The following is a 13,400-nucleotide window of genomic DNA, read 5'->3' on the forward strand; positions in this document are numbered from 1 at the left end:
ATGAAATCGCAGATCAAGACCTTGGCACGAATCATATTCACACTGTTGGCTTCACCTTTATGGCTGGTCTATCGCGGTTTTTCGATCATAGGCAACCAGGATTCAGTGTTTCAGTCCGTTTCCCAGTTATTGAGCCTGGTTCCAGGAAAACCGGGAATCTATTTGAGAGCCAGTTTTTACAGCCTCGCCTGCCCCAACACATCCAGCGAGATTTCTATTGGTTTTCTGACCGTTTTGTCCCACTGGGACACGACTATCGAACGAGGGGTCTACGTGGGCCCTCAATGCAACATTGGGAAGTGTTTCATTGGAGAGAACACCCTGCTGGGCAGCGGAGTACATGTGCTCAGCGGCAGCAAGCAACACGAATTCAACGATCCCCAACGTCCCATTCAGGAACAGGGTGGGACCTTTACAAAAATCAGGATTGGACGGGATTGTTGGCTTGGAAACACGTCCGTTGTGATGAGTGACATCGGCGACCACAGTATTGTGGCGGCCGGCGCTATTGTGACCAGGGCAACACCGCCTGGATGTATTGTCGCAGGCAATCCGGCAAAAAAGGTACGTTCACGCTTCAGTGAACAGCCATCCGGTTCACAAGGGGAGAATGAAAACTGACATGGGTGGTCGAATCGAAAGCCTCTATTATTCAAGCCCGGTGTGGTTGCAAAACATGCTTGTCAGCGCACTCGGCTATCGCCTCTACATGAAACGGTACACTGGCCGCTATCATCAGATCCGCGCCCTTCTCTCGGAGGCGCGTCACTGGACTGCGAGCCAACGGCTCGCCTACCAAAATGAAAGGCTCTATGAGATGGTTCGTTTCTGTAAACAGAACGTGCCCTACTACCAAAAACTGTTTGCCGAACACGGACTGCGTGACCAGGACATCACCCACATTGACGATCTCCACAAAATCCCGGTTCTGGACAAAGATACCCTACGCAAGGACCAAGGGAATTTCAGAGCTGTGGGCTCAAAGCCCTATATCCTACAGAATACCAGTGGAAGTACAGGTACGCCGCTAACCCTTGCAGTGGACGAAACGACATATAAAATGGCCATGGCGTTAGTAGTGGATCATGAAGAGTTCCATGGGGTTCCGTTTGGTGCCCGCAGAGCCACCTTCGCCGGCAGAATGGTCCAGAGATCCGATGACCTTTCCCCACCGTTCTGGCGCTTCAATCGCGCCGAAAACCAACGGCTTTACTCCAGTTACCACCTGAACAGGGCCACGTTCCCGTTCTATCAAAAGGATCTCGATTCATTTGCTCCGCTCGAGTTAATCGGGTACCCGTCCGCCATTTCGGACATTGCAGGATACTACGAGTTGACTGAAACCAGGCCGCAGTTCAGACCCAAAGCCATTATTACAAACTCCGAAACCCTTCTTTCCTGGCAGCGAGAGAGAATAGAGAACGTCTTCCAGTGCCCGGTACGAGATTATTATGGAACCGCAGAGTACGTTGTTTTTGCGGGACAGGACGGAGAAGGTCTTTATCGAGTAAATCCAACTTTGGGAATCACCGAAGTGCTAACGGATGAAAGAAACAAGCTACAAGGCGATATTATTGCAACCTCTCTTACTAACTATTGCATGCCACTACTACGCTACCGAGTAGGTGATTCTGCGACACTGATCAGTGAGAGTGAAGGAAACGTTCAGACCAGGTTCGCAGGGATAAACGGTCGGCTAGATGACTATATTGAGACGCCGGATGGTCGAAGAATTGGTCGAATTGACCATATTTTCAAGGGGCTAACTGGCATTAAGGAGGCTCAGGTTATTCAGGAGACCAATGAATATTGCCGAATACTTATTGTAAAAGAATCTGCGGAATCATCATTAAACGAGCACGTTCTCCAGGAAAACTTCCACGCTCGAATAGGTCCGGAAATGAAGCTCTTTATTGAATACACCGGTCAAATCCCAAGGGCTGCAAACGGGAAATTCAAAAGTGTTGTTCGGGCAGCGAAGGCATAGTCGAACATGACCATTTTTACCATAGTTATCCCCTGCTTCAACGAGGCAGAGCATATCGGCATGTGCCTTTCATCGCTAAACAATCAGAATTTTCCGAGAAACCAGTTTGAGATTATTGTTGTCGACAATGGGTCCGAAGATGCATCTGTAGAAATAAGCCAGGCTTTGGCTGATAGAACCATTGTGTATCCCGATGGTAAAGTCGGAGCGGTCAGGAACAAAGGAGCATCAGAAGCAAAAGGCCAAAACCTCGTTTTCATAGATGCCGACTGCACATTGGACAATGACTGGCTGAATCGTGCTCTGAAGCTTCTTAGCCGCGATGCAAACACGGCGTTTGGAGGTGGCTGCTTGCTTCCTCCCAACGCCAGCTGGATTGAAAAGTGCTGGCTTTTAGAGGGGCGCGACGGGAACACTCTTCCCAAAGAGTTAATTGGTTGCTCAATCGTTACCCCACGAAAAGTGTTTAAAGATATCGGTGGTTTCGATGAGTGCATGGCCTCTGGGGAGGATAGCGAGCTTTCGGCAAGACTGAAATCTGCGGGTTACATAGTTAACATGACGCGATGCCTAAACGTCACCCACTGGGGTAACGCAAAAACCCAATTCGACTTCTTTAATAGACAAGCTTGGCATGCTGAGCAATACAAGAAAAGCTGGCGATCCAATATCAAAGATCCTATTTTTCTATTGGCTTTAGTTTTCTGCACCTCGACTGTAGCTACGCTTGTCTTGCTTCCAATTGGTTCCACCAAAACCTTTCTTGGCATTATCCTCCTTGCCGTGGCGCCGTCCGCACTTACCGTTAAGAGGTATTTCAGGACGAACCGAGGCCCCCACAACATTAAGGAGGCATTATGTTCCTATTATCTGGACGCCCTGTATCTTACTGGCAGAGCATGGGGCCTTTTAAGAATAGCTCTCGAGCGAGTGAAATAGATCTACGTGTGAGACGCCCTAAGGCGTCTCCGTGAGTCACTCGACCCTCAAATCAACAGGTGGTTGAGGCTTCGCTATTTCGCTTCCCATATTGTCCGGAATGTCGGTCCTGACAACTAAATCGTCGATCGAATACCACTCTTGGCGCTTCTCTGCCTCAGAATAACTCTTGAAATAATCATTTCCTCCGATAGAGAAAAAGTTCCACTTTGGCATTGACTGACCGGGCTCAACTGAGGGCACCCACATAATATCTCTGATATTGAGAATTCGTTTTCCATCAATCCATTGGAGAAGCCATCCGTCAGGGACACCGGGAGCAGAATTCATCTGGACGTAAAAACCCATTTTGGTCCATTCAGAGTTAGAACCGTATATTTGCGTATGTTCGATAATGCCAGATGTCGGAATGAAACCGCCGTTGAGCTTATCAGTGAGGCGCGCTGTTCCTCCGTCCACGGCCATGCCCTGAATATGGTTCGTAAAGTTCAAAGAACCTGACTTCTGGGGGAAACTACCCATCTCTGAATTACTGAGAATATAATTATCCCCATGAGGTCCGCCACGTACGGTAAACAGATTGCGGACCCCGTAGCTGTCTCGTTTCCAGTCAAACAGATACAGCGGGCCTTGCTCCCCACCCCCGAAAGCTTGAAACTCGCTACCAATCCCTGACCAGCTACCAATTCTGAGAATTTTCGATTGATCATTGCTGGGTGCGTAAGTCCAATCGGGATCGAACGAAATATAAAACTCGACATAGATCGAATCGTAGCCGTTACCCAGAAGCTTGAGTAGTTGGCCATCGGAAGTCCAACTACTTGTTTCCGACTTCGCATCGCGGCGCTGCACAAAGCTTTTACCCGTCCCGCCTCTCGCTTTGTCGGCATTGGCCGCCAAAATTTCTATCGTCTCATGAAAATTGGGAAAACCTACAGACGGAGCGAAAAGCGGATCTTGGTAAACGCTATCCCAATCCTCCGGAACGATATGCGTATCCCGACGCTGCTCGCGGTCGGGCCCGGCACCATTTACCGGGAAAGCGCCGGTATTGTTTTCTGGTAAACCGCTGTGCCAGTCTGGCTGGTCATCGAAGTTTTCTTTGAAAATAACTTCTGCACCTAGCGGAGCTGACGTAAGCGGAATGAATGCGGCAAACAAACCAGCCGCCCACCGGGATGTAAACGAATTCATGATTCACCTCGACTCAGATCATACAATCTCCAATTGTACCGTAGTTCTAACATTAGAAAGAATATCAATTTCACAGATTTAATTCTTTCAACTGTGAAATTTCAGCATCGATATCTCTTTCTGAACCAAAAGAAATCGTTTAATAATTTTTTAAGATAACATAGCCGTCTCAACCCTACGGTTGTGCAGCACTGATTACTCATAGCTGGCGCCTCCATTTTCGAAAAAGTTATTTCGAACAAGGACTTTCCGACGCCCTCCCCTATTGACCGGAAAGATTTTTTTTAAAATAATGCGACGAGCAGTAAAGACAAACTGGAATGTCTAAGAAGGCTAAAATGTGAAAAATCTGAAAGAGAAACATGCACTTGGAATAGTCATACCTCTAAAAGCAAGATCAGTGTCCAAGAACTGGACTACTACTTGCCAAAACCTTGATGCGACCCTCACCAGCATTGTTAACCAAACAGACCGAAATTTTAGGTGCGTAGTGGTGGGGCACGATAAGCCGCCCTTTTTCGACAAAGCTTCAGAACAGATTGAATTTTATCAGTTCACAACGATGCCTCCGCCCGAAGTGGGTAATAATGAATCTGAGAACCAGCTTAAATATGAGGCGGATCGATGCACTAAAATTTTAGAGGGTATTGTACACCTTAACAACCTTTATCCAATTACGCACTGGTATGCACTTGATGCAGATGACTTGATACATAAAGATTTTGTTAAAAGCTGTTCAGATTTATCAGAAAGAGATGGCATAATTTTCGACAGAGGTTATTTCTTCTTCAAAAATACCGGGATAATCAACAAATCTGACTCGTTTAGCGCCTACTGCGGCTCGAGCGCTGTAATTTCATCCAGCACATTTGATATCCCCAAAAGCATTGAGGGACAGTCCTTTAGAGCAACCCCTTTTGGTGATGTTTCGCATGTGAACATGAAGAAACATATGGAAAAACAAGGGCTGTCTATTGCAACTCCTGAAGAACGATTAGTCATGTATGTCAGAGACAATGGCGAAAACATTAGCAATGCAGCTTATTGCAATACTTGGGACAGGAAACTTAAAAAGACAATCAAGATGCTGATAAAAACCCAAGGTTCTCCGCGTAAAATAAAAAAAGATTTTGGAATTTTAGGTTAGTTTCACTTAAAAAGATAAAATAGCGGTTCGTGAACCCCCACACCGAACTAAAATATAGATATTGGTTTTGCCGATGAACCTTAACTCAATACAGAATTTTAATCGAAAAATACTTTTTGTCGCATTCTTTTACCCGCCGATTGAAAGCACTGGTGTTCCCGGCGCAATGCGCACTGTAAAGTTTGTGCGATCTTTTCCAGCTGGATCTAGCATAGTTTTAACCTCCAAGAAAAAGCCCACTGATAACGATAATGCTCTTAAACATTTAAAGCTTCCAGTAAACAACGAAACGATTGAAGAAACACCGAGCCTGGACTTTTTTCGAATTTTACTTGGCATCCGAAAAAAGGTCAAAAATGCCCTCATATCAAAGGATAAACGAACTTCGAAAAATACTGTTAAGACTGTTTTAAATGATAGCGCTTTTAAAGCCCGTCACTATCGTGGGATTTCTCAAAAAATAAAAGATTTCATCTATGACCTATGCTATTTCCCAGATCAAGCCGGTCCGTGGTTAATACCAGCAACCATCAGAGGAGTTCGGCTAGTTAAGAAAAACAACATTGACATTGTTTTTGCCACAGGGTCACCTTGGTCCGGATTGGTCGTTGGATACCTCATCAGTGCTATAACCAAGAAACCGCTAATAGTAGATTTTAGAGACCCTTGGATGAACAACCCATTTCATCAATCCAAAGGTAAGCTTCTTGATTCCTGGAATTCACGTCTTGAACGCCGCGTAGTTGAAAAGGCGTCTGCAGTATCCCTGAATACTGACCCCCTTCTCTCGGAATTCCTGGACCGTTACCCTGATCAACCACACGACAAATTTTTCGTGATGCCTAACGGCTTCGATTCCAATGAATTTTATGATATCGAAGCTGAACCAAGAGCGGGGGACGATAAAACTATATTACTTTGTCATGCTGGATTTCTATACGGTGTACGCGATCCAGACATTTTGCTTAGAGCTATTAGAGCAGCGAACATACAACTAAACGAGGCAGGAACGAAAATTGTGTTCCGCCAAATTGGGAATGTAAATTTAGCCTATGATCTGAGTGAGCGGTTTAAAGATTTGTTAGATGATGGGAGTCTGATTCTCGACGCGACTCGACCATACCGAGAATGCCTGTCTGCGCTTTCGTCTGCCGATGTAGTTGTTAATGTACAGCCGGGTACTCGAACGCAAATACCTTCCAAGCTTTACGATTACCTCGCAATTAATAAACCTATACTGAATATCACATCGCCGGATGGTGCCTTAGGAAAGTTGGTAACTCGGAAAGGGCTGGGAGATTTAGTTGATTTCAATCAGGAGGAGCAACTGGTCGAGATTCTTATAAAATATGCTAACGATTTCAATTTTAGATCATTTTCTGGCTACAAAAACAAAGACGAATTTGAAATTACTCGAATTTCTGAAGTTCTATCTCAACATATTGAGACTCTTTTCGCTGAAGAATGATGAGGCCCGACACTCATTGTCGGGCCTTACTTGTCCTCACTGAATTCGATACTGCACCGTATTCGAGGGAGGACTTAACAATCCGTTCTGATCTACGGTCCTCAAATAAAAATACCACACACCTGAACCAAGGTCCTTGAATTCGAATGACGTTTGTTCGCTGGGTACTGTCACTACATTTTCGGGGTTTGTCTCGCTCTGCCCGTAATTAATCCGATAGGAAGCAATTTCGCTCAAGGCGATTGAACTTCCGTCTATCCGTGTTCCCGGAGCAGTCCAGCTTAATGTAACAATCGGTGAAGGCGTGGGTTCTGGCTCCGGCTCAGGAGCAGATGGCTCACTGGTTGTGGAGTCATCACTACTGACGATGGCGCCCTCCCAAGCTGCCGGCTGATCAGGGGCACGGGGGCTAACGCCACTATTGAAGGCTTCCAAGACCGACAATCCCTCATTATTTAGCACTTGGTTGCTATCATCTTCCCAAGGATCTGATCCGTACTTCATCTCCCACGTATCCGGAATACTGTCTCCATCTGTGTCTGCGGAAATACTCGAATCCAGAGGAGTGACCCTGAAAATATCTGATGGAGTCAGAGTTTGACCGCTACTTAAATCGACCACTTGGAGTGTGATGCTGGCTCCTCCATAGCCTTCATTATATTCGACAGTAACTGGATAGGATTCTCCAGAAAGAAGTACTTTTTGGCCCCGGTATGTCGTACTGTTCATCCCGGTCCATGCATCAATTATTAAATCGCCACCAACGTAAAGCCTCGCACCGTCATCGCGACTAATACGAAATTCATAATTTCGTTGCCCAGAATCAAATGCTGGAACCAGAGTGCTGTACCAACGAACGCTAAATCGATCATTAGGGAGGTTCCCACCCGGTGAACCACCACCCCAGCTATTCGTGGGGCTTTCATCCAGGCGTGCGAAATCGAAGGTTTCGAAGTTCCTTCCGGAAAAATACTGGCCCACCAGACCCTGGGTATACGGCACATCCACTGGAGCCTCTGGCTCAACAGGCTTGTCGTCAGGATTGCTCGGATCCGTTCCTTCGTTGTATTCCCTGAGGTTGGAATAACCGTCCCCGTCCGCGTCCCTTTCAGCGTCAAGCGGGTCTGCAGGATCTAGCCCGTACGCGAATTCTGCTCCATCGGGTATGGAGTCGCCGTCCGTATCTGCAGATGTGGGATCAATCCATAGCTGATATTCATCCGCAGTTGTTAACAGATCATTGTCCGGGTCTGCATTAGCATCCTCCGGATCGGCCGGATTCAGGCCTGCCTGTACCTCCCAGTTGTCATACAGACCGTCCTGATCTTCATCAAGAGGCGGGTATGCATCATTGAAAGGCAGATTATGCTCACCGTCGAAAAAGCCCACGCGGTACCCTGCTGAGAAGCCCCGCCTGGCGTCTGCAGTATCAGGATACAACTGGCTTTCTTGCCGAGGAGAATAAAGGTACTGGGAGTCAATAACGGATCTTCCAAAACCCGGTCCCTCCCAGGCCACGCTGAAATGATCACCTCCGCCGCCTTCTTTGTGTCTCAGTTCAAAATAGTAACGCTTGCCTGCCGTCAATTCCTGAACTGCAGACACCTGGGAACTGTACTTTGAGTAGTCTCTTGCAGATGTCCAGCCGGTAACAGAGGCGATAACCCTTGCATCCGAAGCATTCTGACTTGGGCTTAGCAAGAACTGAGTTTCATCATCACCAGACACATAGAACTTGTAAAGCCCGCTCGCTGGGGCCTCGATAAAACCACGAACCAGGCTGCCATAGTTGTCTGCGCGATTAGGGCTAACCGACAAGCGCGTTAGTTCCAGAACTTGATCCGGATTATCCGGGTACCGGCTCAGACTGGTTAGCTGCGCTAGTGAATTCCCAGACACTCCGTCGAAATAACGAAGCTCAGCCCAACCTGCTTCGCTGGACTCTGGGAGGGCAGCGGTTGGAGGTAGTGAATCAACACCTCTCATGGTCCAGGACTGACATCCTGATAGGAAAAGGGCAGTCAAGGTTAACGGAACAAACTTTCCAGTTGCCATGGCAGACTCCAATACCTGAGAAAGGAGTGTTTAGTCTCGAATAGTCAGTATCGTCACAGGTACTGAATCACGCCACGCAAACGATGTAATGATTGGCAATTAAAAAGCCACACAAATAGGGTGCGGTTCTAAAAGGCTCCCGATCGAAACTTGTTGATAAACCACATCCAACCGTTAACAACTTCATTTTTAAGAGGGTGCCTTATAAGGAAGATGCTGCTTACCCAGATCAGGGGCAAAAGGCAAGCAACGGCCAAAAAGGGAATAGCGGTTCCATCAAACCATTGTTTACCAATCTGATAGATTCCCCAAGCGGAAGACCAACACACTCCCGTGATCAGAGTATTACCTATCCAGGCATGGAAGAACGCAATGATCTCCAGATTAAGGAAAGTTCCCAGCAAAATTGTTGTGAACATGAAATCAAGGAAACCCACAACCGCAAAGCTTCCTGCTACGTAAACCAAGCCGTGGGGATAAGCTGCTACTATCCCAATACAATACAGGACAAACATCACGCCTTCTTTTAACACCATCAGCCGTTCCTTTCCACGGGCCACAAGCAGGTCACTCGAAAACCAATGAACCGTTCGGAACATGGCCCAATAGGCCAACATGGTCGCAAACGGAGCTGCTGCGTCCCATTGATCTCCAAAAAAAAGGCGGATGACGGGTAGGCTGACAACGCTCGCTACGGCAAGAACCGGCCAAACGAACCCGCCGAGCAATACAGTAGCACCAATGTAAGCCTGGTTAACGTCCTTGCCGGTCCGCTGTACTTCAGACAAGAAAGGCAAAACCACTGGCTTTACCCCCATGAGGAGAATTTGTGACATGAATTCAATGAACCCAAGGCCCCGTGAAAACAGACCAACTTGAGCCGTTGTGCCGAGCTTGCCAATGATCATATCCGGGGCCGTGACCACGCCCCGCCTGAAAAAGCCGGCAAGTGAGTTGTAGATTCCGAAGCTCGCTATCGGCTTCAAGTTTCTGAACGAGGGCTGCCAACGGATACGGGCCGGCATAAACGTCAAAATTATCAGAAATTCGACGACAACAGAGAATGTATAACCCCACGCCAATGCGTAATAGGTGTAGCCCATGTGAATGAGCACGACAGTAGAAATCAGATTCGAAAGTGACGTACCCAGGCGAATGAAGAAGAGCTCGCGGAACCGGAATTCTCTCGTTAACATCGCTGCAGGAATGCTGATGAACGGGGCAAGAAAAAAGCTGACCGACAGAATCGTGAAGATTGTTGCAACTGGCGGTAGGTCGTAAAGCTCAGAAACTGGAATCGCGGAAAGCCAGATCCCGATACCCATGCCCCAGGAGATCAGCATAGTGAGACCAAGAGCTGCCCTGACCTTTTCCTCGGTCATCTCGGACTCTCTGACCAGATACATCCCCGCGCCCAACAAGCGGAATTCACTTATCACCATTACAATGGCGCTGGCAATCGCAAAGGTGCCAATCTGGTCCGGCGTAAGGAGGCGAGCCACAATCATCGTGGACGCCAAGCCTATTAGCATCCCTCCATATCGGGTCAGAAAAGAAAACAGCAGCGCACGGCGAACTTTTGACATGGGTGGCTCAGTTGCCTCTGCACTGGTGATAAATGGCGGTGTACTGACTTGCCATATGGTTTATCGAATAATTTTCATTGAAGCGTTCTCTGGACAACCTTGAGCACGACTGCCAAAGCCCCGGGTTTTCAATAAGTTTTAACATCGCTGACAGAAATGCCTTTTTATTGTTGTTCTCGGTCAGAAACCCCGTCTGACCATCTACGACGATTTCAGGATTTCCCCCAACGTGGGTCGCAACTGCGGGAATTCCGAGACTCATGGCTTCTAGCAGAGTCATTGATGTTCCTTCCGTGAAAGACGACAACAGGAAGACATTCATCAAACCCAGATACTGGGCGGGCCTGTTGATAAACCCTGTAAACCTGACCGATTCTGCAATATTCAGGGCAGCCACTCTCTTTTCCAGTGCCGGTCTTTCCGGGCCATCGCCGACCATAAGAAGAACGGCAGCAGGATGGGCTTCCAACAATTCTGCGAAAGCATCAATCATCATTCTCTGATTCTTGACCTTATCGAGTCGGGAAACTGTACCGAGAACCGGAGCCTTTTCTGAAATGCCCAGTTCTGAGCGTATCTTTGAAAATTGTTCCTCATCACGTTCAAGGGGATGAATACCGTTATAGATCACTTTTATCCTGGCTTTAGGGATAAACTCGTGTCGCGAAAGCGCCTCTCGGGTCGCCTCTGAGATGGCGATAATCGCAGGCGTCATCAGAGCCATCAAAGGATTAATCATTAGGGCCTTATAACGGTACCTGTCGGGAAAAAACCGTCCATGTTCAGTGAAGACCACTCTGGTACCGGTGCCAAAAGATGCCAGCCACCCGTAAACATAGGGCGTATACTGGTGGCAGTGAACAATATCAAACTGTCCCTGCCGAATCCGTTTTCTCAGTGATTTGACCAACGCCAGATCAAAGCCTGGCTGGCGATTCAGGCAAAACACCGGCAAACCTTCATTTTCCAGGGCCTGACCGATTTCCCCGATAAAACTATCGATGCACGCGATCTCATGGTGGACCTCGCGTGATCTGGAGTGCCGCACCAGCTGATTGATTACCTGTTCCGTGCCACCTATAGCCATATTGAAGGTGACATGGAGTACTTTGATTGAGCGGGCTGTCATCGTATGAAATCTTTGTAGTGCTGATACCAGAGGGCGAAGACCACCATGCTCCAGAGCTCCTGAGTGAAACGGTTATCACCTGAAAGGTGTGCCTGCCATAGCGCCCTAACCTGCTCCATTCTGAAATAACGGGACAAACCGCTATCGGGCCCCGTCAAAAGCGGTTCAGCAATACCCCGAATCTCTGATCTCAACCATTGGGCGAGCGGCACCGAGAACCCCATTTTCTTCCGGTAGAGTATGTCTTCATCAAGCAAATCAGAGAAACATTCCTTTAGAACGTGCTTCTTACTCTTGCCTTTCAGCTTCAGCGCAGAAGGAATGCCAGCGGCATACTCCACTACCCGGTAATCAAGGAGCGGAGCACGGGTTTCCAGGGAATTCGCCATGCTCATTCGATCAACCTTCACCAGGATGTCCCCCGGTAAATAGGTCTTGATATCCGTATAGAGAATGCGGGAAAGATGATCTTCCGCAGGTGCCTCCTGATAGTGATGCCGGGTAATCTCAGCAGGATCGTAATCATCAGTTAGCGCGGCAAACTCAGGGGAGACAATTCTTTTCCAAACCCTGGGATTAAAAAAGCAGTTGCTCGTGAAGAACCCGCGATCTGGATCGAGTGCTACGGTCCCGAAAAGCGACGACGCCTTTTTGCCCAACTGGCCCGGGATACGGCCTGCCAGTCGGGATAACCCGGGAAAAAGAGAATGCCGCAGTGCCGGGGGGAACAAAGACCGGATTCGGTTTTCAATGGCATCTGTCCGATACTTGGAGTAACCCGCAAAATTCTCATCGCCTCCGTCCCCGGCGAGCGCAACAGTAACCTGGGTGCGCGCAAGCTGTGAAACGAAAAACGTGGGCACAAAAGAAGGATCTGCAAAGGGCTCATCAAAGAATCGACTAATACCAACGAGGTTATCCGCGACCGTCTCTTTGACCGTGAATACGTGATGGTCTGTCTTGAATTGCCTGGCGACATGGTCCGCGTACTTAATTTCATCGAACTTTTCGTCATCAAATCCGATAGTGCAGGTAGTAACGGGCTGAGAAGACCGGCCCGCCATAAGACCTACAACAGCGCTCGAGTCGATACCACCGCTCAAAAAAGCGCCCAAGGGAACATCACTGATCATTCTCAAGCGTACCGCTTCGTCAATGACATCGTAGAGTCCGGCTTTTATATCACTTACCGTCCGACCCTCTACCGGCCTGAAGGAAAGATCCCAGTATCTCCTTACGGAAATACGACCCTCGCAAACTTCCATACAATGCCCAGGCGGTAGTTTGTGTACGTTCGTATAGATCGTCTTGGGGTCAGGGATGTATTGATAGACGAAGAAGTCCTTGATCGCATCCGGCCTCAGCGCGGGGCGCACAACGGGTGTAGCGAATAACGCTTTAATTTCAGAACCAAAGAGGAACTGTCCATCCGTGTCGGTGTAATAAAGAGGCTTTTTACCGAGCCGATCCCGTCCGATGAAAAGTGTCTTGGCCTTGGCATCCCAAATGGCGAATGCGAACATCCCGTTCAGCTGCCTTAGGCAGGATTCACCATGCCTGGCGTACAGAGCGAGAAGCACTTCCGTGTCTGTCTGGGTTTTGAACGAAAAACCGTCTTGCTCCAAGCCCTCGCGAAGAGAGCGAAAATTATAGATTTCGCCATTGAAAACGATAATGTACCGCCCGCACGACGATGCCATCGGCTGGTTACCGGCGGATGATAAATCCAGGATGCTCAGGCGCTGATGAACAAGAGCGACGTCCTGATCGATGTGGACGCCGTTCGCGTCCGGACCTCGATGAGCAATGGCCTGCCCCATCCGTTGGGCCCATAGGTGGTGGTGTTCTCGATCCGGCAACGTACCGGTGCGCAAAAATCCTGCGATGCCACACAT

10 protein-coding genes are annotated in these 13,400 nt (G+C 48.3%); 5 read left to right on the forward strand and 5 right to left on the reverse strand.

Annotated features, from left to right (window positions below; translation table 11 throughout):
* From GJU83_RS01025 to GJU83_RS01035, 3 genes are read left to right on the forward strand one after another with little or no spacing between them, the layout of a single operon-like run.
* The gene (locus tag GJU83_RS01025) at positions 1–621 is read left to right on the forward strand and encodes an acyltransferase (protein ID WP_069183475.1); all 621 of its coding nucleotides are present in this window, start codon (positions 1–3) and stop codon (positions 619–621) included.
* Positions 611–1,987, forward strand: a complete 1,377-nt coding sequence (locus tag GJU83_RS01030) for a phenylacetate--CoA ligase family protein (protein WP_141697200.1) — start codon at positions 611–613, stop codon at positions 1,985–1,987. Before GJU83_RS01025 ends, GJU83_RS01030 begins: the two co-directional genes overlap by 11 nt.
* A gap of 6 nt (positions 1,988–1,993) precedes the next feature.
* The gene (locus tag GJU83_RS01035) at positions 1,994–2,926 is read left to right on the forward strand and encodes a glycosyltransferase family 2 protein (protein ID WP_069183473.1); all 933 of its coding nucleotides are present in this window, start codon (positions 1,994–1,996) and stop codon (positions 2,924–2,926) included.
* Positions 2,927–2,962: 36 nt separating this feature from the next.
* Here GJU83_RS01035 and GJU83_RS01040 read toward each other — a convergent pair whose 3' ends face one another.
* Entirely contained in the window at positions 2,963–4,120 is a 1,158-nt protein-coding gene (locus tag GJU83_RS01040; RefSeq protein ID WP_153633516.1) for a hypothetical protein, read from the reverse strand.
* A gap of 340 nt (positions 4,121–4,460) precedes the next feature.
* On the opposite strand from GJU83_RS01040, the gene GJU83_RS01045 reads away from it, so the two are divergent.
* Both GJU83_RS01045 and GJU83_RS01050 read left to right on the forward strand, forming a co-directional pair.
* On the forward strand, positions 4,461–5,267 hold the full coding sequence (locus GJU83_RS01045) for a hypothetical protein (protein ID WP_069183471.1): 807 nt from the start codon (positions 4,461–4,463) through the stop codon (positions 5,265–5,267).
* Positions 5,268–5,340: 73 nt separating this feature from the next.
* On the forward strand, positions 5,341–6,735 hold the full coding sequence (locus tag GJU83_RS01050) for a glycosyltransferase (protein WP_069183470.1): 1,395 nt from the start codon (positions 5,341–5,343) through the stop codon (positions 6,733–6,735).
* 36 nt (positions 6,736–6,771) lie between these two features.
* Here GJU83_RS01050 and GJU83_RS01055 read toward each other — a convergent pair whose 3' ends face one another.
* The 4 genes from GJU83_RS01055 to asnB form a co-directional block, all read right to left on the reverse strand.
* Complete coding sequence (locus tag GJU83_RS01055; protein ID WP_069183469.1) at positions 6,772–8,790, reverse strand: PA14 domain-containing protein; 2,019 nt, start codon at positions 8,788–8,790, stop codon at positions 6,772–6,774.
* A 128-nt stretch (positions 8,791–8,918) separates the two neighbouring features.
* On the reverse strand, positions 8,919–10,376 hold the full coding sequence (locus GJU83_RS01060) for a lipopolysaccharide biosynthesis protein (protein WP_069183468.1): 1,458 nt from the start codon (positions 10,374–10,376) through the stop codon (positions 8,919–8,921).
* A 7-nt stretch (positions 10,377–10,383) separates the two neighbouring features.
* Complete coding sequence (locus tag GJU83_RS01065; RefSeq protein WP_069183467.1) at positions 10,384–11,505, reverse strand: glycosyltransferase; 1,122 nt, start codon at positions 11,503–11,505, stop codon at positions 10,384–10,386.
* Positions 11,502–13,400 carry an asparagine synthase (glutamine-hydrolyzing) gene (gene asnB / locus GJU83_RS01070; RefSeq protein ID WP_069183466.1) on the reverse strand — a complete coding sequence of 633 codons (1,899 nt, stop codon included), beginning with the start codon at positions 13,398–13,400 and terminating at the stop codon, positions 11,502–11,504. Before asnB ends, GJU83_RS01065 begins: the two co-directional genes overlap by 4 nt.

It is taken from the genome of Marinobacter salsuginis (assembly GCF_009617755.1).
GTDB classification, from domain to species: domain Bacteria; phylum Pseudomonadota; class Gammaproteobacteria; order Pseudomonadales; family Oleiphilaceae; genus Marinobacter; species Marinobacter salsuginis.